Here is a 22,986-nt window from a genome sequence, read left to right on the forward strand (position 1 = left end):
GGCGTTGACCGCCCACGTTCTGGGGTGGGGTTAGAACGCGAGACCGACCTTGAAGCCGTACTCGTTACGTTTGAGCCGGGTGTTGTCGGCGACGTCGGAGTCATCGTCGAGTTTGTATTCGGTGCGGGTGTAGTACAGGCCCGCGACCACCGGCAGGTCACCCTTCTGGTTCATCAACAGGCTGACTTCAGCGTAGGGATTGGTGCGGTCCTTGAGGTCCACGGTGTCGCTGCCAACGTCATCCACCTTGAGCTTGGTACGGCCGTCGATGGTACGACGGGCGCCGGCTTCGAGGCGCAGGGTCATATCGTCGAATTGGTGGTTGTAGCCGAGGGCGGCCTTGGCGAACGGCGATTTGTTGGTGAGTTTCACGCCGAGGTCGTTAATGTCGGACTCGTAGCGCGTCCAGCTGTAGCCAGCGCCTACGATCACGTCGACAAAATTGCGCGCATCCAGCGCGGTACGCCAGCCCAGGTCCAGGTCGGCCTGGCCTTCCTTGAGTTTGTCGTCACTTTTTTCGCCGTACTTGGCTTCGATACCGGCCTGGTAGATAAAGCCGGATTCGGCGGTGAGCTTGTTACCGAAGTTGTAGAAAAGGCCCGCTTGGGGCATGTGGCTCTTGTCGCTCTCGCTACCGCCTTCGAATTTGAAGTCGTTGTAGCTGCCCTGGATCCCGAACGTGGAGATCGGATCGGTGGACGGCGCAGCGAACACCACGGCAGGCGCAGCGACCAGCGCCAGGAGCGAGGTGTTCTGGAGGAGTGTTCCGAATAGCTTGGACATCGTTGTACATCTCCTTGTCTGGTGAGCAAATTATTCAGGAACCGCTTCGAACCCGGTTTTGCGAAAGGGTTCGAAAGATTTTGCTCGAGCAGGGAGATAAAACGCTTCAGCGAAGGCTCTGCGTCAATATTCTCAGGACTGGGCCACTATCAGGCGATCAAGGGCAGGTCGCAGCCGCGCGTGCGCCGGCAGGCGAATGCCGAACGTATCACTGAGCAACGCGATCAGCTCATCGGCGCTGTCGATCACGCGTTTTTCGCTGGGCCGGTCGAGGTAGTGAACCGCGTAGCTGGCATTGTTCAGCGTGAAGCGTTTGCCCGGTGCCAGGCGAGCGACCTTCAACTGCCCCACGAACGGCGAACCCGGGTGGGTGGAGACGTACCAGTTGCCGATCTCGTAGTCGATGTCTGCCTGCACCTGCAGGTCGAACACATACAGGCCTCGCCACTCCTCACCAACCTGGGCCCACAGGGTGTAGCTGCCCTGCCCGTCGAACGTCAGGCGATAAGGTTCATGGGCGCTGGCCTGCACGGCTTGGTTGTCCAGTTGCAATGGGCTGCTGGGCACCATGCCGCCAAAGCCGACATCGCTGATGTAGCGCACGCCGTCCAGGGTCACCAGGCTCAGGCGATGGGTCCGCGCGGTATGCGCATCCGCCGGCCCGCCCATCACCACCCGGCCGGTGATGCCACGCGCGTCGAAGCCCAGGTCCTGTAGCAGGGCGAGGAACATCTGGTTCAACTCATAGCAATAGCCGCCACGCCCATCGAACAACACTTTTTGCTCGACGCTGGGCAGGTCGATCGGTACCGGCAGGTGCAGCAAGGTCGACAGGCTTTCAAAGGCAAAGGTGCACACATGGCGCAGCTGCAAATCCTGCAGTGTCTGCAGCGTGGGCGGCGGCGGCGTGTCGTAGCCCAGGCGTTGCAGGTACAACGGGCAGTGGGTCAGACGGGGCATGGTGCAATCCTTGAGCACGGGGCGAAGGCCTCACTATGCCGCGCGAACATGCAGATTGTCATTTTGAATGAACCTTTTTGAACGCTTTCCTATCCATCTATAACAAGACAGGGAGGCAACATGAGTACCGCAAAAATCTACACCATCCACTATCACCTGCACGGCCAGCCAAAGTCTTTTGTGGTGCGCGCAGAAATAATGAATAACGCCGAGGCCTGGCATTGGGCGGCCGTTGATGCCGACATTGCCCACGTCAGCCGTATCGGCCGTGTAGGCCATGAGCAAGTGAAGAAAACCACGCGCCCGTGGGCCGAGAAATACGGCATCACCCAAGTGACCTGGACACCCCCCAAGTAAACAAAAGCCCCGCTCGAGGGCGGGGCTGTTGTTTACGTTTTCAAGTCGCCCAGCGGATCGTAGGGCGGCTTTTTTTTCGCCGGGTCTTTCTTCTCATCCAGCGGGGCGATAGCCGCGCCGATGGGGTCAACCTGCGGGTCGGCGACATCCGGGGAGTCCGGGTCGAAACCCAACTCGTCCTGGTCGCTGGCCTGTTCGTTCGACGCCGGGCCATCTGGTCGCTTGGTCATCACAGTCTCCTGTTACAGCGGGCGAGCCTTGTCGTGGAGGTTTTGCAGGCCTTCCTCGACTCGCTCTACGTCATCATTGTCGTCACGCTCTTTCGGGTCATTGGGGCGCAACGCATCGTTGTCGCGCTCTTCTTCGCCGGGTGTGCGGTCGGGGTCGGGTGTGCCGGGTGGCGGCTGCTTGTATTCGGGCATGATGGGTCACCTCAATGGGTCTACACAGGTTTAGAGAAACCGCCGTACACCATCGTTCAACTTGTTTGCCCAAGCGTGAGATGATGCCGGCCCCTTCTGGAGAAATACCCCGGATGTTCGAGCTCAAACCCTGCAACCCTGCCACTTACCGCCAACAGACCCGGCGCAGCACGTTGATCGTGGCCGTGGTATTCCTGGCCTTGGCGATGCTGCTGTCGAGTCTGGCGGTGATGCTGTTCGGCGAGCCCGGCGGCGACAATTTTCGCTTTAACGTCGGCGGCGTATTTGCCGGTGTGCTGATCACTGTCGCGCTGGTCCGTGGCCCGTTCTGGAGCCAGCCGTGGCTGGCAGCGGCGGTGTATGGCTGGCAGCTCAAGCGCAGCCTGATGAGCGTGACCAATGTGATGCACATCGTCACCGAGCGCGTGCAGGCCAATGACCCGACCGCGATCAAGTTGCTGCGCTTCTACCACCTGGGGCTGACGCAGATGCATGCACTGGACGCCAACTCCAGCAGCCAGGCGCAAAGCGTGGGGGAAATCGAAGCGCACAAGGCGAAGATGCAGGCACTGGGGATCGACCCCGAACAAACCCGCTTCGATCCCGCCTGGCTGGAGACGCTGAAACACGCTTGAGTCAGTCGGCCGCCGTTGTTGCGCGCCAGCAGAACACCGCGCTCACGGCAATGGCCGCACCGGCCAGGCCAAACACCCACGGCGCCGAGGCAATCGGCAGCAACAGACCCGCCAGCAGAGGGCCGAGGCCGGCGCCGATATCCCGCCACACAGCATTCGAGGCCAGGGCCGATACGCGCATGGAGCCGGGGTTGCGCTCGGCCACCAGGGTGGTCACCAGCGGCAGTTGCAGCGCGCGCAACACCAGCACCGCCGCCGCGCCCGCCACCACCCAATAGCTGCCAAACGCGGTCAGGGCCAGGGCGCTCAGGAACGAGAACAGCAGCAGCATCGACGTGGCGCCAAACCGCTGGGCCACGCGACCGCCCAAGGGGCTGAGGAGCAGTTCCGAGACATACCGCAGCGCCATCAAGCCACCGGCGATCAGCACCGCATCGCCGCCCAGCAGCTTCTGCGCCTGGATCGACAGGCCAAAAATAAACAACCCGTCCAGCGCCACGCCCTCGATAAACGACCACAGCGCCACACTGTCCGGCCACTTGAAGCGGCGCCCCGGTGTGCTGTGCAAATCATGCCCTGCCGCGGGCAGCCCGCGCGCCATCCAAAGGCCTGCCAGGCAGCAGCCGGCCAGGATCACGAAGATCGGACGTGGCCGCGCCCATAACGTCAACCAGCCGCCCAACGGCAGTGCCAGCATCGGCCCCAGGGCGATCAAGGCCCGCGACCGCCCTGCCCGGCGTGCGGCGCCCGCCGGTTCCGAGGTTGCCAGTACTTGGGTGGAGAGGTTCAGCGCGGCAAAACACAGGCCCCAGACCAGCCGCAACCCCAGCAGCGCGGCAAACCCCGACAGCACCGAATTGCCCAGCGCGCACAACGTCGCGGCGCCGGCGGCGATCATGCAGGTCAGCCGATCGCCGTGGCGCGCGTAGAAATTCAACACATGGCGGTAGCCGAAAATCCGCACCAGACGATTGGCCGCCAGCAACACTCCGGCCTGGGCCAGGGTGATGCCGAACGCTTGGGATTCCATCGGCAGCAGCAGGTAGAGCAAAACGTCACTGGGCAGGCACAAGGCCAGGGTCAGTGCCGCGCGACGGGAGTGGGTATCGGCGTTATGGAGGGCCAGGCTGGACATAAATCTGAAACATCCCGAAATATTCAGGCCGCCACGTTAGCCCTGCCGCACGCGCTTTTACAACGGCTTTTTCCCGTAAGGCACTAAACGCAAGCCACTGGCCACAGCGCCCACCAGCGCGAACGCGCACCCCAGCCACAGTGCAGATTGCGGCCCGCTGCTCAGGGACAGGTGGAAACACAACGCCACCAACGACGCCCCCAGCGTCTGCCCGAGCAGGCGTGAAATCGCCACGATACCGCTGGCCCCACCACTGCGTGCCAACGGTGCGCTGGTCATCAGCGCCTTGAGGTTGGGCGACTGGAAGAAGCCGAAACCCGCACCGCACAAGGCCATGCGCCAGCCAATCTGAAAGGCCGACGCATCGTTACCCAGGCTGGCCAGCGCGGCCATGCCCACGCTGAGCATCAACAGGCCGATGCCACACAACACACCAAGCGACACGCGATCGGCCAGACGCCCCGCCACCAGCGCCATCACCGCGACCACGGCGGGCCACGGCGTCATCAGAAACCCGGTTTCCACCTGGCTGTGCCCCAGCACCGCCTGCAACAGAAACGGCAGCGACACAAAGGCCAGCCCCTGGGCGCTGAACGCACAGATCGCGGTCAGCGACGACAAGGCAAACACCGGCCGCTTGAACAGGTCCAAGGCCAGCATCGGCGCCGGGTGCCCGGCCTGGCGCCGCAGCAGCAAGGCCCCGCACACCAGCGCCACGCCGATCAGGCCCAGGGTCAACGCGCCCTGGGCGCCGTGCACCGCCGTGCCCAGGCCCAGCACCAGCAACGCGAACAACCCGGCGCACAGCAGCGCCGCCAGACGATCGAACGCGTGGCCGGTGATCGGCAGGGTCGGCAGTGAACGCACGCCCAGCACCAGGGCCAGCAAGCCCAACGGCACGTTGATCAAATACAGCCAATGCCAGCTCGCCACCGACAAAATCGCCGACGCAGCGGTGGGCCCCAGGGTAAACGCCAGCCCCACCACCAGCGAGTTATAGCCCAGGCCACGGCCGAGCATCTTCGAGGGGTAGATATGCCGCAACAGGGCCGTGTTGACGCTCATGATCGCCGCCGCCCCCAAACCCTGTACCACCCGCGCCGCCGTGAGGGTGACCAGCGAACCGGCCAGCCCGCAAAACAGCGACGAGAGGATAAACACCAGCAACCCGCCGAGGTACACCCGGCGGTGCCCCAGTACATCACTGAGCGACGCAAACGGCAGTACCGTGGCGATAATCGCCAGCTGGTAGGCATTTACCACCCAGATCACCGAAGCGGAATCGGTGCCGATCCCCTCCGCCAGGGTCGGCAATGCGGTGTTGACGATGGCCGTGTCCAGGGTCGCCATGCCGATCCCCAGGGAGATCGCGATCACGGCCGGCAGGCGTTTATTCAAAGGGAGCCCGTCGGCAACAGAGGACATGAACAATCCGTACAGGTGGCAAAGGCCCCTAGATTACGGGGACCCGGGGATTTTTTCAGTTGCCGATTGCCTGGCTGTCAAAGTTTTCATGTTCGCCACCGGCCACCCGCTAGTGGGCAGCCGGCCTTACCCGCGCTGTCTGGCGAAGCCTGTGATCAAACGGCCAGCGCGCTCAGGTCCAGATGCCCGTCCTTGACCGGCGGGCACCAGTAGTAGCCACCGGTCAACGGCGTGCTGACGCGATACAGGCCATCGACAATCCCGTCTTCCAGCCCGCTCATGCGGCGCAGTTGGGCTTCGAATGCATCGAAGGAATGGCCGAACGCCAGGAACATCAACCCCGCCTGGCCGTTCTCGGCCCACGGCATGGAGCGGCGCACCACAAAGGCTTCCGGGGTGAAACTTTCCTGGGCGGTGCGTTTGGTGTGGGCGGATTCCGGGGCGTCTTCCAACTCTTCGTTGTCGCCATGGCGGCGGCCGATAATGTGGTCGCGCTCCTGGGCGGGCAAGGCGGCAAACCCATCGAGGTCGTGCTGCCATTGCTGGATCGCGGCGAAGCTGGCGCCGCTGTCGGTCAGGGCGGCTTCAACGGCGGCTTCGTCGTGGGGGTTTTCGGTGCCGTCTTCGTAGTCGGTGAGGTCAAAGCCGGTCTTGTAGCGGAAACCTTCGGTCATCTGGACCATGCGAAACGCTGGCGCCAGGGCCTTTTCAACGGCCCGGCTGCGCAACAGCAGCTCGCCGCGATCCACACCGTGCAGCCACACCCACAACGCCTGCTGCGTCGACGGGTTGTGCGCGCCGGGCGCGCTGACCTGCGGGAATGCACGCAAGCCATCGATGGTTGCACCCAGCGCGTTGACCAGCGGCTCGCCAAACCCGACCACTGCCGCCGAATCGGCCAACTGCACCAGTGCGTCCAGCGCAGCGGGTACGGCGGCCAGGGTATCCACGGCAAAAAACAGATGGCGTGCCTGCAACGGCACCGGTGCGGCAAGAATGCCCGGCTGGTACTGACTCATGTGAACTCCTTCAAGAAAGGCGCGCAGTTTACCCGGCGCACACGGCGGTGCGTACAAGAAAGCGCGCAAGCCTTGCCATAGAGCCCGTTGTTGGGTGACTCTCTAGTCATGTTTTGCAACTATTCCAGGGGTAGCAACATGACCACCAGTAACCTGCTCGCCCAGCTGTTTCCCGCCACCGTCGCCGATATTCCCGAACAATTTCGCCTGGCGGCGCCCATTGAACAGCGTGACTACCTGGTGGACGGCCAGTTGCAGGTGTGGAACGGCCCGCTGGCGCAAGTGCTGAGCCCGGTGCAACTGGGCGACGCGCGCGTGCATATCGGCAGCACCCCGCTGCTGGATGCCGACACCGCCCTCACCGCCCTCGACGCCGCCGTGCGCGCCTATGACCGCGGCCAGGGTGAATGGCCGACGATGCGCGTGGCGGAGCGTATCCAGCACGTCGAAGCCTTTTTACGGCGCATGCGCGAACAGCGCGATGCGGTGGTCAAGCTGCTGATGTGGGAGATCGGCAAGAACCTCAAGGACTCGCAGAAAGAGTTCGACCGCACCTGCGACTACATCACCGACACCATCAACGCGCTCAAGGAACTCGACCGCCGCAGCAGCCGCTTCGAGCTGGAACAGGACACCCTCGGGCAGATCCGCCGAGTACCGCTGGGCGTGGCGCTGTGCATGGGGCCCTACAACTACCCGCTGAACGAGACGTTCACCACGCTGATCCCGGCGTTGATCATGGGCAACACCGTGGTATTCAAGCCGGCCAAGCTTGGCGTGCTGTTGATCCGCCCGTTGCTGGAGGCGTTTCGCGACAGCTTCCCGGCCGGGGTGATCAACGTGATCTACGGCAGCGGCCGCGAAACCGTCAGCGCGCTGATGGCCAGCGGCAAGATCGATATCTTTGCGTTCATCGGCACCAACAAGGCTGCCAGTGACCTGAAAAAACTCCATCCAAAACCGCACCGCTTGCGTGCCGCCCTGGGCCTGGATGCGAAAAACCCCGGCATCGTGCTGCCCGAGGTGGACCTGGACAATGCCGTCAGCGAGGCCGTCACCGGCGCCCTGTCATTCAACGGCCAGCGCTGCACCGCGTTAAAAATCCTGTTTGTGCACGAGGATGTGGTCACACGCTTTATCGACAAATTCAACGCCAAGCTGGCCACCTTGAAGCCCGGCATGCCGTGGGAAGACGGCGTGTCGCTGACACCGCTGCCGGAAGCCGGCAAGGTCGATTACCTCAACGCCCTGGTAGCCGACGCGGCCGAACACGGCGCCCAGGTGGTGAACCCCAATGGCGGCATCAGCCGCGGGTCGTTCTTCTACCCCGCGGTGCTGTACCCGGTGACCCCGCAGATGCGCGTGTACCACGAGGAGCAGTTCGGCCCGGTGGTGCCCATCGTGCCCTACCGGGACCTGGACACCGTGATCGAGTACGTGCTGGACTCGGACTTCGGCCAGCAACTGAGCCTCTTCGGCACCAATGCCGTGGAAGTCGGGCGCCTGGTGGACGTGTTCGCCAACCAGGTCGGCCGCATCAATATCAACGCCCAGTGCCAGCGAGGGCCGGACACCTTCCCCTTCAACGGGCGCAAGAACTCGGCCGAAGGCACGCTGTCGGTACATGACGCGCTGCGCGTGTTTTCGATCCGCACCCTGGTGGCTACCAAATTCCAGGACAGCAACAAGGCGTTGGTCAGCGATATCCTGCGCAACCGCGACTCAAGCTTTTTGACCACTGACTATATTTTCTAAAAATGGCGCAGCAAAAATGTGGGAGCGGGCTTGCTCGCGAGTGCGGTTGATCAGTCAACGATGTGCCGACTGACACTCCGCATTCGCGAGCAAGCCCGCTCCCACAATTTAGATTGAGCCCACCCTGACTATCGAGCCTCCTTTAATACCGATGAATTTGCCCATGTTTTGCCGGCGCCTGCTGCGCCCCCTGCTCGACCCGTACCGCCGCTTCCGCCACGCCAAGCTGATCCACGCCGTGCGCGTGTCCATCGGGTTGCTGGCAACAATCCTGCTCACCACCGGCATCAACCTGCCGCACGGTGAGTGGGCATCCGTGACCATGCTGATCGTGATCGGTGGCTTGCAGCACCACGGCAACATCGGCAAAAAAGCCGTGGAACGCGCCTACGGCACCTTGATCGGCGCCAGCGTCGGCCTGGTGCTGGTGGTGCAGCAAGCGTATTTCGGTCAGCCGCTGTTGACCTACCTGTTGATGTCGGTGGTGTGCGGGTTCTTTTCCTACCACGCCATCGGCAAGGGCGGGTACATCGCGCTGTTGTCGGCCATCACGGTGTTTATCGTTGCCGGCCACGGCGATAACCCGATCTCGGATGGCCTGTGGCGCACCGTCGATATCCTCATTGGCATTGTGCTGGCACTGGCGTTCTCCTTCGCCCTGCCGCTGTACGCTGTGTATTCGTGGCGCTACAACCTGGCCAGCGCTTTGCGCGATTGCGCGCAGATCTACAGCCGCATCATCAATGGTCAGTCAGTGACCGACGATGAGCACCTCAAACTGCTCAACCGTTTGAATGCAGCCATGCTGCAACTGCGCTCGTTGATGCCGTCGGTGTCCAAGGAAGTGCGCATTTCCATGACCGAGCTGGACACGATCCAGCGTCATCTGCGCATGTGCATCAGCACACTGGAGATTCTCGGCAATACCCGGCCCGACCCACGGGATGAGCAGGCGATGGCGCGGATGCAGGTAATGTTGAGGGCCGAGCATCGGCAGATTCGCGTGCAACTGGTGGGGATGGCGCGAGCGTTGAAGTCCGGGGTCACGGAGCGACTGGAGCGGCCCAGCCCAATCAGCGGCGCCGAGCCGGCACTGGATGCGCCGGTCTACAGCGCCCTGGATGGGTATCGATTGCTGACCGTGCAACTGGCGGCGAACGTGGATGCGATGCGCCAACGCCTGGCCAAAAGCGCCGGGCGCTGGAAAATCTAGAGAGGTGGCCATGTGACGCAATTGCCTACGTCAACACATTCACATTTTCTCTTACATATTTTTCACGTTTTATTCACATCCCGGGACGTAGGGTGAAGCCTCATCCGTTACAAACGTTGCACATCAAGCCCGCCGCCCCAGCGGGCTTTTTTTGCCTGGCGTTCACGCTACCGCGAAGCCTTGGCGGCGGGCGCCGCAGCGTGTTCGCGAATCGCGCGCTGGGTATCAAGCACTTTGGCCAGCGCGTTTTCGGCTTCCGGGCTTTGCTGCGGCACGCGAATCGCCGCCGACACCAGGGTAATCAGCTTGGCCATGACTTCGGCATCCGTGGCCGGGCGGCCCAGGCTCATGGAGTTCATCAGCAAGCGCAATTCGGTACCGGCCATGACCCCGGAAATCGCCTTGAGGGCAAATTGCAGGCGGACGCCCAGCTCGTTGCGCGGTAAATCCGGCAAGGCCAGGGCGAAGGCTTCGAAAAAGCGCTGGAACACCGGCTGGTAATGCACCTTGAGGTATTCCTGGATAAACGGCGAGGTATCGCTGTAGACCCGGCCCAGGAAGCGGATAAACGAACGCCCTTCCCCGGTGCTGCTGGCCGGGTCGCTGCGCTCCAGGCCCATGGCCGGTGCAAACAGCACGCCGAGCAACGTGTCGCAGTCCAGCGGGCCGTCGGACTCGGCTTCGCAGCGCGCCAGCAACTCCAGGCGCTGCTCGTTGAGCGGCTCCAGGCGCTGCATCAGCAGGGTTTTCATCAGGGAATCCTTGTCCCCGAAGTGGTAGTTCACGGCGGCCAGGTTCACCTGAGCACGCTCGGTAATCTGCCGTAACAGCACAGCGTCATAGCCGTACTTGATGAAGAGCGCCTCTGTCGCATCCAGCAATCGAGTCTTGGTGATGTTTGGAGCGCTGAGTTTCTTCGCGACCATAGAAGAGAAGTTCCACGTGGGAAATATTGTTTTAAAAAATAATTTGATTTTTTATACCGGGGCCGCCGGTCGAAAGCAAGTAGTGACAGTGCGCCATATCATCAAAAGCCTGTGCTGACGGGCTGTTTGACGCGAATTGAAGGTTTTTCAGCAGGCATTTTTGCCAGTTAGAAGAATCGTTTCAAAGCGTAAAACCGCTCTACATCCATGGCTGGCGAAGCGGCCTGAACACGGTTAGTATTCAAACAATATTTTAAAAACAAGAAACAAAACCAGTCCGTGACGCGTTCCAGGCAGCCCCCGAACTTGTTACAAAGCTTTACCGGGGCAGCGCTGCAGCGTCGAGGCTGAAGGCGTAGTCATGACGACAGACACCCCCGCGCACCCTGGCCTGATCTCCCTGCACGGCATCGGCAAACGCTACCAGTTGGCCGGGCAACACCTGGCCATTCTCAACGATGTCTGCCTGACCATCGCCCGCGGCGACAGCTGCGGCATTCTCGGCGCCTCCGGCTCCGGTAAAAGTACCCTGCTCAATATCCTCGGCCTGCTGGACTTGCCCAACAGCGGCCAGTACCACTTCGCCGGTCACGATATTTTCAACGCCAGCCCCGACGAGCTGGCGGCGATCCGCAATCAGCAGATCGGTTTTGTGTTCCAGAGCTTCAACCTGCTGCCGCGCCTCAGTGCCCTCGACAACGTGGCCCTGCCCCTGGGCTATCGCGGCGTGTCGCGCCACGAGTCGCTGGAACAGGCCCTGCGCATGCTGGCCCAGGTGGGCCTGGCCGAACGCGCGCACCACCGCCCCGCCGACCTCTCCGGCGGCCAGCGCCAACGCGTGGCGATTGCGCGAGCACTGGTGGGCAAACCCTCGGTGATCCTGGCCGACGAACCCACCGGCAACCTCGACAGCAGCACCGCCCAAGACATCATGGACCTGCTGCTGGCGCTGAACCGCGAACAACAAGTAACGCTGATCATCGTCACCCACGACCCGCAGATCGCCGCGCGCCTGGACCGCAAGATCCTGGTGCGCAACGGCGTGGTGCAAGAGGTCGAGCGCCTATGACCGTGCGGGTAGAACAGCGCCTAAGCCAACTGCTGCATGAAGCATTCGTCAGCCTGCGCACCCTGGGCAGGCGCTCGATTTTGGCCCTGCTGGGGATCGTGATCGGCAGTTCATCGGTGGTGGCGCTGATCAATATCGGCCACAACGCGGCGGTGGACGCCGCGATGATTTTCAAGGACATGGGCACCGACACCCTGGTCGCCCAGTTCCCGCCCAAGGGCAACAGCAACATCCCGATGCGCACCCGCCTCGACCTGGAAGCCGTGCGCCAGGCCGTGCCGGGCATTGCGCACCTGGGCGCACTCACGTTGTTCAGTGGGCCGATCCTGTTCAATGGCCGCACCGCCAACGGCAATTACGTCGGCAGCACGCCGGGCATCGAGCAGGCCATGCGTCTGGTGCTGCGGGAGGGGCGCTTCCTCTCGGACTTTGACGCCGCTGAAACCTTCGCCGTGATCGGTGACCAACTGGCGCAGACCCTCGGCGCACCCGGCGCGCCGTTGAAACTCGGTGACCGTGTGCGCGTCAACGACTACCTGTTCCTGGTGGTGGGCATCCTGCAACACGCGCCCCGGGCGATGCTGATGCCGGTGCAGGCCAACGACTCGCTGTTCATCCCCGCCCAAGGCATGCGGCGCATCTTTGCCAACCCGCAGATCGCCAGCGTGATCATCCGCGCCGCGCCTGGCCAGGACATGGACGCGCTGGCCGGTGCCACGGCCGCCGCGTTGAAAGCCCAGTTGTCCGATCACGACGTCGACATCCAGGTGCCCCAGCAAATGATCGATGGCATGACCCGCCAGAGCCGCACGTTCGCCTACCTGCTGCTGGCCCTGGGCGCGATCTCGCTGGTGGGCGGCGGCGTGGGGGTGATGAACGTGATGCTGATGAACGTTTCCGAGCGCCGTCGCGAGATCGGCATCCGCATGGCCCTGGGTGCGCGCCAGCGCGATATCCGCAACCTGTTCCTGCTCGAGGCCGTGACACTGACAGCGGTGGGTGCAGCGTGCGGCGCGGTGTTGGGCATGAGCGCCGCCTGGCTGTACGCGTGGCTGTCGGGGTGGGCGTTTGTCTTGGCGATCGCTGCCCTGCCGCTGGGGGTGGGCAGTACGTTGCTGGTGGGCTTGTTCTTCGGTATCTATCCGGCAGTCTCGGCCTCACGGTTGCAGCCGGTGGAGGCGCTGCGCGATGAGTAGATGGTTATGCCTGCTCGCGCTGGCAAGCCTGCACAGCCTGGCCGCCGACGTTGTCATCAAACCGTCGGCCCCCAGCAGCACCCGCAGCGCTTATGACCGGAGCGTGTCGTTGAATGCCCAGGCCACCACCCTGACCTTGGGCGACGCCGTGTACCTGGGCCTGCGCAATAACCCGGCGATCCGCAGCGCCTACCTGCAACGGGTCGCGCAGAAGTTCGACCTGCGCGTGGCCGAGGATGTGTTCAACCCCAAGCTCACCCTCAACAGCTACTACCGCAGCACCCGTGGCTCCGCCGACAGCGCGCGCAATGCCAACGTGGCGCCGGCCACCAGCCTGCTCGGCGAGTACGGCACCCGCCTGAGCATGGCCTGGACCCAACAACTGAACAACGCCGACCGCGCCGGCCGCTACCGCAGCGACGGCCTGGACCTGGCGATCATCCAGCCGCTGTTGCGCGGTGCCGGCTGGGACGCCACCACCGCGCCGCTGCGCCTGTCGCGCCTGGCGGAGCAGGCCAACCGCCTGAACCTGAAGGCCACCGTGGCGCAGACCATCAGCCAGATCATCGCCACCTACCGCGAATTGCTGCGCGCCCAGGAGCAACTGAGCATCGTGCAGGACGCCCTCAAACGCTCCGGCACCCTGCTGGAGGTGAACAAGGCCTTGATCAGCGCCGGGCGCATGGCCGAGTTCGAAATCGTGCAGACCGAGGCCGATATCGCCACCCAGCAACTGGGCGTCGAAGAAGCGCAAAACCAACTCGACACCAGCCGCCTGGCGCTGCTGCGCCTGCTGGCGCTGGACCTGTCCACCCCGATTCGCGCCACCGAAGCCCTGGAGGCCAAGCCCATGCAGATCGACAAACGCCAGGCCTTCAACCTGGCGCAAACCCAGCAACCGGAATACCTCGCCGCCCTGCTCGGCAGCCAGCAGGCCGACCTCAACCTGGTGATCGCCAAGGACTCCGGGCGCTGGCAAGTCGACCTGGTCGCCGGCGCCAACCAGGTGCGCGACAACTACACCAACGACACCGGCAGCAACAACAATCGCACGTGGGACAGCTACGCCGGGGTCCAGGTGCAGATCCCCATCGGCGACATCAGCACGCGCCAGGCCGAAGTGCGCGCGCGGGTGGACGTGGAGGACCAGCAGATCCGCATCACCGATGCCCGCCAGGAACTGGAGCGCAGCGTCAACGACGTGGTACGCGACCTTGGCACGCGCTGGCGGCAGTATGAAATTTCCCAGCGCGCGGTGGAATTGTCGCGGCGCAAAATCGAGATCGAGCGGGAAAAGCTCAGTGCCGGGCGCTCCACCAACTTCCAGGTGCTGAGCTTCGAGACTGACCTGCGCAATGCCGAAAACGCCCGACTCAATGCGCTGATCGCTTATTTGAACGCCCAGACCCAGCTCGACTTGACCCTGGGCATGACGCTGGAAAGTTGGGAAATCGCCCTCAATGACTACTAATCAGAAACGCCTGCTGGGCGTCGTATTGATTGTGCTGGTGACTGGCGCAGGGCTGGCCCTGCGCAGCCCTGCTCAAGCCCCCGCCGACGCCGCCGAACAATGGCTGGCAGTCAAGCCCGACCCGCTGGTGCACCAGATCGGCCTGGTGGGCAAGATCGAGCCCGACACCACCCTCATCCTCACCGCGCCGTTTGACGGCAATGTGCAGGCCAACCTGGTGGAGCAAGGCCAGCGGGTAGAAGCGGGCCAGGTGCTGTTGCGCATGGACCCGGCGACCCTCGAAGTGCAATTGCGCGACGCCCTCTCAACCCAGCTCAAGGCCCGCCGCGCGGTGCAAGAGATGCAGGACTGGGACAGCAGCCCGACCGTAAGCCGCGCCCGCCGCAGCCTGCGTACCGCACAAATGAGCGCCGGCAACACCCAACGCAGACTGACCGAAAGTGAAAACCTGTTCCAACGCGGCATCATCCCGCGCAACGAGCTCGACGACCTCAAACAGCAGACCCAGCAGCAGCAACTCGACCTCGCCGCTGCGCGCAGTGAGCTGCAGCAGGCAGTGGCGCAAGGCAACGGCGAATACCGCCAGATCGCCGAGATGGAACTGACCAACGCCACGGTGAAATACGATGCCCTGCACACGCTGCTCGAGGGCAAGGAGGTCAAGGCGCCGTTCTCCGGCATCGTAGTGCCTGCGCCCGGTAACAGTGCAGCCCAGGGCGGCAACAGCAATGCCCCGATCCAGGCCGGCAGCAAGGTCAGCCAGGGGCAGGTGCTGTTCGGGCTGGCCAACATCGAGCGGCTGAAAATCGTCGCCAACGTGTCGGAGCTGGACATTAACCAACTGCACCAGGGCCAGGCGGTGGAAGTGATGGGGGACGGCTTTGAGGGCGAACGGCTGAGCGGCTCGGTGAGTGTGGTCAGTGGCTTGGCAGTTGCCGGCGGCGGCCAGGGCAGCGCGCAATTTCCGGTCACGCTGTCCATCCCCAAGCTGACGCCCCAGCAATTGCAGCGGGTTCGGTTGGGGATGAGTGCACGGTTGACCATCGTCACCTACAACAATGCGCAGGCGATGGTGGTACCGAGCCAGGCGATCGGCCCGGACCTGACGGTCGAGTATCGGGCGGCGATGGATCAGCCGGTGGAGCGCGTGAAGGTGACCACCGGGCAATCGACGCCACAGGGGGTGGAAGTATTCGGCCTCAAGCCCGGCCTGGTGAAAATCTCAAGATAAATGAAGATCAACTGTGGGAGGGGGCTTGCCCCCGATGGCTGAGGCCCAGTCGCTAAGTGCATTGACTGACCCACCGCTATCGGGAGCAAGCCCCCTCCCACCTTTAGGTCGTTGTCAGTTTTAACGCCAGTGCCTTGGCCTGAATCGCCACGTCCGTCACCGCCGTGCTCTCCCACCACAGCCCCCGCAACGGTGGGCCCATGGCGAACAGTCGTTGGCTGACGTGGCCCTGCGCATCCAGCACCGCCCCCGTCGCATCCGCTGCAATCCCCAACGCCAGCGGCCCAGGCTGGATCAGCCCGCGCTTGAGCAATTGCCGGGGCAGCGGCCGTGCCACGCGGCGCCAGTCATATTCGATGCCACTGGAGTTGATCAGCGCCGCGCCCGTCACCAGACGAATCGCTTGCTCGCCGCGCGGGCGCAAGCGCAGGGTCACACCGTTGGCCGAAGGCTCCAGGCCCTTGAACGAAGCGGCGTGAATGCGCAATCGCCCGGCGTGATGCAAGCGCGCCACCAATTGCGCGCTCAACGGCGGCGAGCGGTGATGATGGCTCTCCCACCACGGCCGCACATGGCGCACGAACTGGCGCTTTTGGCCCTCGCTGGCCTGGCTCCACAAACGGCCGATATGCGCACGCACGGTGTCCAGCGGCGCCTGCCAGTCCACGCCCTGCTGCAGTGCGAGGCGGCATTGGCGCCGCACCTCGCGCAGCAGCTGACGGGGGCTGCGCAGCCCGTGGTCGGCGGCAAGAAAATCCTCCCAGCTCGGTGGCTGTCGACGCACATGGGGCAACAGGCCGTGGCGCGAAAAAATCTCGATCGGCCCGCGATGCCCGGCCTGCTCAAGGGACACCACGGCGTCGACCATGGTCAGCCCGGAGCCGATGATCAGCACGGTCGCCTGCGCATCGATCTGGGTCATCGCGGCCACATCCCAAGGGTCAACCGCCGCTGCGTTCAAACCGCTGGATTCGGTCTGCGGCGTGCGTGCCGCCGGGAACATGCCAGTCGCCAGAACCGCCCGGGCGCCGCGCAGTTGCTGGCCGTTGTCCAGGGTCACCACCGTGAAGTCGGCGTCGACTTGCAGGTCGATTACTTCCCCGCGCACATGCTCGACGGTGGAGGCGGACAGCGCCTTGGCTTGCGCCAGGCGCTGCTGCGCATACACACCAAAAATCCCGCGTGGCGGGAACAGCTCGCTGATCGGCACCGGCTGTTCGTGCGCCTCGGGCCAGCCACCGGCCTCGATGTAAGCGGTGAGCCACTGGGTCAGGTCGTCGGCGTTGTCGGGGTCGACACTCATGCGCGCGGCGTTGCCATTCAACGTATGGCCCAGCTCGACGGCGCTGTAGGCCTCGCCCCGGCCTAGCTCGGCGCGCGGCTCGATCACCAGCAGCCGGCGCTGCCCAGGCAGGCGCAGCAGTTGCATAGCCAGCAGGGTGCCGCTCAGGCCGCCGCCGATGATCAGGACATCGGCGTTGCGGGTCGATTCAGTCATGCGCATTCGCCCTTACTGTTTACCCAGATAAATGTCATGCAGGTCACCCCGTGCCAACAGCTCGGCGGCGCTGCCACTCAAGGCCACGCGCCCAGTATCCAGCACGTAGCCATGGGACGCATAGTTCAGCGCGACGTTGATGTTCTGCTCGGCGATCAGGAAACTCACCTGCTGCTCGCGGTTGAGTTGCGCGACGATCTCGAAAATCTCCTGCACGATCATCGGCGCCAACCCCATGGACGGCTCGTCGAGCAGCACCAATGTAGGGCGGGTCATCAAGGCCCGGCCGATGGCGACCATCTGCTGCTCGCCGCCGGAGGTGAGCCCGGCGCGCGTGTGGCGCTTGGTCTTGAGCCGGGGGAACCAGGCGTAGATGCGCTCCAGGTCAGCCTCCATGGCCTTGCGGCTCAGGCGCCGCACAAAGCCGCCGCTGCGCAGGTTGTCTTCGACCGTGAGCTGGCCGAACACATGGCGACCTTCCAACACATGCACCATGCCCTGGCGCACACGCTGGCTGGGGTCGACACCGGCCAGGTCGAGCCCGGCATATTCGATCACGCCACGGCTGACCTCGGCCCGCTCGGCGCGCACCAGCCCGGAGATCGCCTTGAGCGTGGTGCTCTTGCCCGCGCCATTGGCGCCGAGCAACGCGACGATGGCGCCCTTGGGCACGTTCAGCGACACCCCGGCCACCGCGAGAATCGCGCCGTCGTAGATCACCTCAATATCATTGACCGTCAACAACGACGGGCTCGCAGACTCGCTGGCAGGTTGGCTCATGGCTTATTCATCCCCGGTGCAGGTGCGTGGCGTCAGGCCTTTTTCCTTGGCGAACGCGGCGGATTTTTCATCGATCAACGGGCGCAGCAGCGCGCGGTCGGCGGCGATCCAGTCGCTGATCAGCGCCCAGTTGGCGCCGTCCCACTGCTGCACCCGGGCCGAGCCGCCGCCTTCGTGGTCGCGGCAGGAAAGCTTGAGGTTCTGCATCAGGCCCAGGTAGCCCATTTGCTTGAGGCGTGCGTCGTCGATATTCAAGTGCTCCAGGCCCCAGCGGCCCTCTTCGCCATTGAGCGGGCGCTGGCCGAATTTGGCCTGGCCGGTGCGGATCGCTTCCACCGCCACGGCGGCGTTCACCAGGCCGGAGTTGTAGTAGACGCTGCCAAAGTTTTTCAGGTCCTTGAGGTCGCTGTGGCCCTTGTCGAGGATGTACTGCTTGAGGCGTTTGTGGATCTCGAAATCGCTGCCTGCCGGGTACGGCGTGAGGGCCAGGTAGCCCTTGGCGGCGGCACCGGCGGGCAACACGTCTTCGCTGGAACTGGCCCAGATATCGCCGATGATATGGTCCACCGGGAAGCCGAAACGCGCGGCGGTTTTGACCGCGACCGGGGTCGACACCCCCCAGGTGCGCAGGAACACCCAGTCCGGGTTGGCCTGGCGTACCTGACGCCACTGCGCCGATTGCTCGTTGCCCGGGTCGGCCACCGGAATCTGGATATTTTCAAAGCCGTATTTCTCTGCCAGCAGCTTCAGCGGGCCGAGGGTTTCACGCCCGTAGGCCGAGTCGTGGTAGACCGTGGCGATCTTCTTGCCCTTGAGTTTGTCGAAACCGCCTTCACGCTGGGCGATGTAGTTCACCAGCGTCGAGGCTTCGCTGTAGAAGGTCAGCATCACCGGGAAGTTGTAGGGGAACACCGTGCCGTCGGTGGCCTCGGTGCGCCCGTAGCCGAGGGTGATCAGCGGGATCTTGTCGACCTCGGCGCGCTCGCTCAGGGCATACGCCGCCGGTGCGCCATTGGGCTGGTACACCGCGACCGGCGCGCCATCCAGGCCATTCTTGAAGCGCTCGTAGCACTCGATGCCCTTCTCTGCCGTCCACTCGGTTTCGCATTCCTGCCACACCAGTTTTACGCCGTTGATGCCGCCTTCGACCTCGTTGATATACCGCAGGTAGTCGATCATCCCGGCCCACACCTGCACGCCGCTGGAGGCATAAGCGCCGACGCGGTAGGTGGCCAGCGGGAAGAATTGCTGGTCTGGCGAAGCGACGGCCGGGGGCACAGCACCGGCCAGGGTTGCCAGCGCGAAGGCGGCGCCGACCAGGGAACGCTTAAAGGATGCACGCATGGAAGTTCTCTTATAGGTCAGAAACGTAGCGGCCATTGACGCAGCCGATCGCGGAGGTTGTGCAACAGGCGAATCAAGCCCTCGGGTTCCTTGATCAGGAACACGATGATCAATACGCCAAAGATGATTTTCTGCAGGTTTTGCAACTGGCCCGCGTCCACCGCGCCACCGAACAGCGCCTGCCCGGCGTGGCTGAGAAAAATCGGCAGCAAACTGATGAACGCCGCGCCGACGAAGTTGCCGGCGATGCTGCCCATGCCGCCGATAATGATGATGAACAGGATCTGGAACGAGCGGTTGATATCGAAGCTGCTGGCGCTGGCCGTGCCCAGGTAGGCGAACGCCCACAGCGCACCGGCAATGCCCAGGTAGAACGAGCTGACCGCAAACGCCAGGCGCTTGTAGCGCGCCACCGGGATGCCGACCACGGCGGCGGCGGTGTCCATGTCGCGGATCGCCATCCAGTTGCGGCCCACTTGGCTGCGCACCAGGTTGATCGCGGTCCAGGTCAACAGCAGCACCGTCACTAGGGTCAGCAGGTAGCGGCCCAGCGGCGTGTTGAGGTCATGGCCGAACAGCGCCAGCTTGGGCGCGGAGATGGTGCCGGACGACCCGTAGTTGTAGAACCAGGGGAATTTGACGAAGACCCACTCCAGGAAAAACTGCGCCGCCAGCGTGGTGACCATCAGGTAAAAACCCTTGATCCGCGAGCTGGGCAGGCCAAACACCAGCCCCACCAGGGCACTGATAACCCCGCCGCCCAGCAGCGCCACGGGCAAGCCCAGCTCGGGCAGGCGCAGCAGAAAACCGTAGGTGGCGAACGCGCCCACGGCCATGAAGCCCGCCGCGCCCACCGAGGTCTGCCCGGTGTAGCCGGTCAGCAGGTTCAGGCCCAACCCGGCCAGGGACAGCACCAGGAACGGAATCAGGATCGCATTCAGCCAATAGTCATTGCCCCACAGCGGCACCAGGATGAACGCCACCACCAACAGGCCGAGCAGGCCCCAGGGCACACGCCGTTGGATCAGCAGCAGCGGCGCGGTTTCTTGAGCAACAGGGATCGACATGGTTTCAGACTCGCTCGATGGCGCGCTCGCCGAACAGGCCGGCGGGGCGGATATACAGGAAGGCCAAAGCCAATAGGTAGGCAAACCACGGCGTGATGCCGCCGCCGATCAACGGGCCGATGTAGACCTCGGCGAGGTTCTCCGCCGCGCCCACGATCAGCCCGCCGACAATCGCCCCGCCAATCGAGGTGAAGCCGCCGATGATCAACACCGGCAAGGCCTTGAGCACCACCAGCGACAGCGAGAACTGCACGCCCTGGCGCGCGCCCCACAGCAGCCCGGCGACCAGCCCGACGATCCCGGCCACGGCCCAGACGATCTGCCAGATGCGGTTGAGGTTGATGCCGATCGACAGCGCCGCCGTGGTGTCATCCGCCACCGCGCGCAACGACACGCCGATGCGGGTCTTGTTGAACAGCAGCGCCAGCACCGTCACCAGCACCACCGCCACGGCCGCGGCGATCAGGTCGAACTGGCTGAGCATCAGCGGCCCGACAAACAGCGGCACGTCGTCGATGCCCAGGTCCAGCGCACGCACCTGCGAGCCCATCAAGCCCTGCGCCAGGCCTTCGATAATGAACGACAGGCCGAGGGTGGCCATGAACAGGGTGATCTGCGAACGGTTGACCAGCGGCCGCAATACCAGGCGCTCGATCAGCAACGCGCCGACGATCAGTACCAGCACCGTCAGCAGCAACGCCAGGGCAAACGGCACGCCTTGGTCATGCAGGCTGACAAACGTCAGCGCGGCGAACAGCAGCATCGAGCCCTGGGCAAAATTGAACACGCCGCTGGCCTTGTAGATCAGCACGAAGCCGATGGCGACCAGCGAATACATGGTGCCGGCGAGCAGGCCGCCGAGCAGGGTTTCGAAGAAAAAATTCATGGCTGGGCCACTCCCAGGTAGGCCGCGATCACCTCCGGGTTGGCTTGCACCTCGGCCGGCGAGCCGTCGCCGACCTTGCGCCCGTAGTCGAGCACCACCACGTGGTCGGACAGGCCCATGACCACGCCCATGTCGTGCTCGATCAACACCACAGTGGTGCCCAGGTCGCGGTTTACATCGGCGACGAAGCGCGCCATTTCGTGTTTTTCCTCGGCGTTCATCCCGGCCATCGGTTCGTCGAGCAGTAACAGGCTGGGCCCGGCGATCAACGCTCGGCCGAGTTCCACGCGCTTTTGCAGGCCGTAGGACAGGTTGCCCACCAGCACATCGCGATGAGCTTGCAGTTCAAGGAATTCGAGAATGCCCTGGGCGCGCGCCCGGAAGGCTTGGGCTTCGCGCCGCGCGCGGGGCAAGCCCAGAGCCTGTTCGATAAAGCTGCTGCGCAGGTGCCGCGACAGGCCGGTGAGGATGTTGTCGAGCACGCTCATTTTCTTGAACAGCGCGTTGTTCTGAAACGTGCGACCAATACCGCGACGCGCTGCGCCCAACGGGTCGATGCGCTGAAAGTGCTGCGCCTCGAACACGATCTCACCGGCATCGAAGCGGTACACGCCATTGAGCACATTGAGCAACGAACTCTTGCCCGCACCGTTGGGGCCGATCAGCGCGCAGATTTCGCCGCGCTGCACCTCGAACGACAAGGCATTGATGGCTTTGACCCCTTTGAACGACAGCGAAATATCGCGCACCTGGAGAATGGCCTGGCTCATACAATATCCCGTTGGAATTCGGCGAGCCAACTCGACTCGGTGGTGGTTTTGAGCGGCTGCCAGATAAAGGTCAGGCGCTGGAAGCCCAGCAACTTGCGCACGCGATTTTTCAGCAGCCGCCGCAGGCCACTGTGGGGGTGGGCAATCGCCCAGTCGCACAGGCGTCGCCGCCAGGTGCCGTGGGGCGCCAGGCGGCTTTCGATATCGTCGGCCAGGTGCTGCAGGCGATCGGGCGACAGCAGCAGGCCGGTGGGCGCGACCTCACTGCGATCGCGGCGCGCCGAGGCCAGGTTTTCTGGAAAGGCCAGGCCGTGGCCGCTGGTCAGCCACTGGTCCAGCACCACCGCCAGGCCGCCCTGCCACTGCGTGCCCTCCTCACTCCAGAGCGCGGTTTCAGCGCTCGGCTGCCACCAGCGATGCAGGTGCTGCGCCGGGTCTACCGGGCCGAGTAAGCGGGCGAAGTCCAACCGTTGGGTGAAATCCCACTGCGGCTGACGGCCTTGCACGTACACGTGGCTGGGGCGAATACGCCACAGCTGTTGCTGCAACACCGCAGGTTCCAGGCTGTCGGCCAGCGTCAGCACCTGCCCGCCGACGGACTGCGCCGCCAAGGCCAACAACAGCAGGTTCGGCTCGAAGGCACCACTGAGGACCAGCCGCGACGGCTCGCCAAACCCCTGTTGGCGCAAACCATCGGCCAGGCGCTCGACATCGCGCAATACGTCGATCCAGCGCCAGGCATACCACTGGCCCTGGCGCTTGTGGCGCAGGGCCGTGTGCAACGGTGTGAGCTGCGCCCAATGGCGCAATTGCTCCAGGGCCTTGGGCAGGTTGCCGAGCTGCTCGGCAGGCCATTCCAGATCCAGCGGACGTTTGAGTTCGTGCACGCTCATAGGGGTAATGCTCCTATTGGGGTATTAAGCGTGCGGTGGTCCGCTGGCTGGGATATTCATGACAACACGGGGCTAATGTGGGAGGGGGCTTGCCCCCGATGGTGGTGGTTCAGTTAGAACACCTTTGATTGACCCACCGCTATCGGGGGCA

23 protein-coding genes are annotated in these 22,986 nt (G+C 63.8%); 8 read left to right on the forward strand and 15 right to left on the reverse strand.

Annotated features, from left to right (window positions below):
- Nucleotides 1-30: 30 nt before the first annotated feature.
- Nucleotides 31-783 carry an outer membrane beta-barrel protein gene (locus GIW02_RS22755; RefSeq protein ID WP_236419457.1) on the reverse strand — a complete coding sequence of 251 codons (753 nt, stop codon included), beginning with the start codon at nt 781-783 and terminating at the stop codon, nt 31-33.
- 132 nt (nt 784-915) lie between these two features.
- Nucleotides 916-1,743, reverse strand: a complete 828-nt coding sequence (locus GIW02_RS22760) for an arylamine N-acetyltransferase family protein (RefSeq protein WP_236419458.1) — start codon at nt 1,741-1,743, stop codon at nt 916-918.
- Nucleotides 1,744-1,863: 120 nt separating this feature from the next.
- Between GIW02_RS22760 and GIW02_RS22765 the strand changes: the two genes are divergently transcribed.
- A complete protein-coding gene (locus GIW02_RS22765; protein ID WP_236419459.1) occupies nt 1,864-2,100 on the forward strand; it encodes a DUF6555 family protein in 237 nt (78 codons plus the stop codon).
- Nucleotides 2,101-2,132: 32 nt separating this feature from the next.
- Here GIW02_RS22765 and GIW02_RS22770 read toward each other — a convergent pair whose 3' ends face one another.
- Entirely contained in the window at nt 2,133-2,330 is a 198-nt protein-coding gene (locus GIW02_RS22770) for a DUF6021 family protein (protein WP_236419460.1), read from the reverse strand.
- A 12-nt stretch (nt 2,331-2,342) separates the two neighbouring features.
- The gene (locus tag GIW02_RS22775) at nt 2,343-2,522 is read right to left on the reverse strand and encodes a hypothetical protein (protein WP_236419461.1); all 180 of its coding nucleotides are present in this window, start codon (nt 2,520-2,522) and stop codon (nt 2,343-2,345) included.
- A gap of 113 nt (nt 2,523-2,635) precedes the next feature.
- Between GIW02_RS22775 and GIW02_RS22780 the strand changes: the two genes are divergently transcribed.
- Entirely contained in the window at nt 2,636-3,157 is a 522-nt protein-coding gene (locus tag GIW02_RS22780) for a DUF3087 family protein (protein WP_236419462.1), read from the forward strand.
- 1 nt (nt 3,158) lies between these two features.
- On the opposite strand, the gene GIW02_RS22785 is transcribed toward GIW02_RS22780, so the two are convergent.
- The 3 genes from GIW02_RS22785 to GIW02_RS22795 all read right to left on the reverse strand — a co-directional run bounded on the left by GIW02_RS22785 (nt 3,159) and on the right by GIW02_RS22795 (nt 6,736).
- The gene (locus tag GIW02_RS22785; protein WP_236419463.1) at nt 3,159-4,292 is read right to left on the reverse strand and encodes an MFS transporter; all 1,134 of its coding nucleotides are present in this window, start codon (nt 4,290-4,292) and stop codon (nt 3,159-3,161) included.
- 57 nt (nt 4,293-4,349) lie between these two features.
- Nucleotides 4,350-5,717 (reverse strand): MFS transporter, encoded by a 1,368-nt coding sequence (locus tag GIW02_RS22790; protein ID WP_236422087.1) that lies wholly within the window; start codon nt 5,715-5,717, stop codon nt 4,350-4,352.
- A gap of 155 nt (nt 5,718-5,872) precedes the next feature.
- Nucleotides 5,873-6,736 carry a Dyp-type peroxidase gene (locus tag GIW02_RS22795; RefSeq protein ID WP_236416191.1) on the reverse strand — a complete coding sequence of 288 codons (864 nt, stop codon included), beginning with the start codon at nt 6,734-6,736 and terminating at the stop codon, nt 5,873-5,875.
- Between the two features lie 138 nt (nt 6,737-6,874).
- Here GIW02_RS22795 and GIW02_RS22800 point away from each other — a divergent pair, with 138 nt between their 5' ends.
- Both GIW02_RS22800 and GIW02_RS22805 read left to right on the forward strand, forming a co-directional pair.
- A complete protein-coding gene (locus GIW02_RS22800) occupies nt 6,875-8,491 on the forward strand; it encodes an NADP-dependent glyceraldehyde-3-phosphate dehydrogenase (RefSeq protein ID WP_236416188.1) in 1,617 nt (538 codons plus the stop codon).
- A 151-nt stretch (nt 8,492-8,642) separates the two neighbouring features.
- Nucleotides 8,643-9,704, forward strand: coding sequence for an FUSC family protein (locus tag GIW02_RS22805; protein ID WP_236416185.1), 1,062 nt, complete (start codon nt 8,643-8,645; stop codon nt 9,702-9,704).
- Nucleotides 9,705-9,871: 167 nt separating this feature from the next.
- On the opposite strand, the gene GIW02_RS22810 is transcribed toward GIW02_RS22805, so the two are convergent.
- A complete protein-coding gene (locus tag GIW02_RS22810; protein WP_236416183.1) occupies nt 9,872-10,630 on the reverse strand; it encodes a TetR/AcrR family transcriptional regulator in 759 nt (252 codons plus the stop codon).
- A 361-nt stretch (nt 10,631-10,991) separates the two neighbouring features.
- Here GIW02_RS22810 and GIW02_RS22815 point away from each other — a divergent pair, with 361 nt between their 5' ends.
- Genes GIW02_RS22815 through GIW02_RS22830 form a run of 4 tightly spaced genes read left to right on the forward strand, consistent with a single transcriptional unit; the run spans nt 10,992 to nt 15,597 of the window.
- Nucleotides 10,992-11,699 (forward strand): ABC transporter ATP-binding protein, encoded by a 708-nt coding sequence (locus GIW02_RS22815; protein WP_236416181.1) that lies wholly within the window; start codon nt 10,992-10,994, stop codon nt 11,697-11,699.
- Nucleotides 11,696-12,895, forward strand: a complete 1,200-nt coding sequence (locus GIW02_RS22820) for an ABC transporter permease (RefSeq protein WP_236416178.1) — start codon at nt 11,696-11,698, stop codon at nt 12,893-12,895. The genes GIW02_RS22815 and GIW02_RS22820 overlap by 4 nt, the downstream gene beginning before the upstream one ends.
- Nucleotides 12,888-14,366 carry a TolC family protein gene (locus GIW02_RS22825; protein WP_236416176.1) on the forward strand — a complete coding sequence of 493 codons (1,479 nt, stop codon included), beginning with the start codon at nt 12,888-12,890 and terminating at the stop codon, nt 14,364-14,366. Before GIW02_RS22820 ends, GIW02_RS22825 begins: the two co-directional genes overlap by 8 nt.
- Nucleotides 14,356-15,597, forward strand: a complete 1,242-nt coding sequence (locus GIW02_RS22830) for an HlyD family efflux transporter periplasmic adaptor subunit (RefSeq protein WP_236416173.1) — start codon at nt 14,356-14,358, stop codon at nt 15,595-15,597. Before GIW02_RS22825 ends, GIW02_RS22830 begins: the two co-directional genes overlap by 11 nt.
- Nucleotides 15,598-15,700: 103 nt before the next feature.
- On the opposite strand, the gene GIW02_RS22835 is transcribed toward GIW02_RS22830, so the two are convergent.
- Genes GIW02_RS22835 through GIW02_RS22865 form a run of 7 tightly spaced genes read right to left on the reverse strand, consistent with a single transcriptional unit; the run spans nt 15,701 to nt 22,835 of the window.
- Entirely contained in the window at nt 15,701-17,095 is a 1,395-nt protein-coding gene (locus tag GIW02_RS22835; RefSeq protein WP_236416171.1) for an FAD/NAD(P)-binding protein, read from the reverse strand.
- A 12-nt stretch (nt 17,096-17,107) separates the two neighbouring features.
- Complete coding sequence (locus tag GIW02_RS22840) at nt 17,108-17,875, reverse strand: ABC transporter ATP-binding protein (RefSeq protein WP_236416169.1); 768 nt, start codon at nt 17,873-17,875, stop codon at nt 17,108-17,110.
- A 3-nt stretch (nt 17,876-17,878) separates the two neighbouring features.
- Complete coding sequence (locus GIW02_RS22845) at nt 17,879-19,219, reverse strand: ABC transporter substrate-binding protein (RefSeq protein WP_236416166.1); 1,341 nt, start codon at nt 19,217-19,219, stop codon at nt 17,879-17,881.
- A 17-nt stretch (nt 19,220-19,236) separates the two neighbouring features.
- Complete coding sequence (locus GIW02_RS22850; RefSeq protein WP_236416164.1) at nt 19,237-20,286, reverse strand: branched-chain amino acid ABC transporter permease; 1,050 nt, start codon at nt 20,284-20,286, stop codon at nt 19,237-19,239.
- A gap of 4 nt (nt 20,287-20,290) precedes the next feature.
- Entirely contained in the window at nt 20,291-21,172 is an 882-nt protein-coding gene (locus GIW02_RS22855; RefSeq protein WP_236416151.1) for a branched-chain amino acid ABC transporter permease, read from the reverse strand.
- Nucleotides 21,169-21,942 (reverse strand): ABC transporter ATP-binding protein, encoded by a 774-nt coding sequence (locus GIW02_RS22860; protein WP_236416149.1) that lies wholly within the window; start codon nt 21,940-21,942, stop codon nt 21,169-21,171. The genes GIW02_RS22855 and GIW02_RS22860 overlap by 4 nt, the downstream gene beginning before the upstream one ends.
- Nucleotides 21,939-22,835: an acyl-CoA synthetase gene (locus GIW02_RS22865; RefSeq protein ID WP_236416147.1), complete on the reverse strand. Its 897-nt coding sequence runs from the start codon at nt 22,833-22,835 to the stop codon at nt 21,939-21,941. The genes GIW02_RS22860 and GIW02_RS22865 overlap by 4 nt, the downstream gene beginning before the upstream one ends.
- Between the last annotated feature and the right edge of the window lie 151 nt (nt 22,836-22,986).

Source organism: Pseudomonas syringae, assembly GCF_021606685.1.
GTDB lineage: Bacteria > Pseudomonadota > Gammaproteobacteria > Pseudomonadales > Pseudomonadaceae > Aquipseudomonas > Aquipseudomonas syringae_R.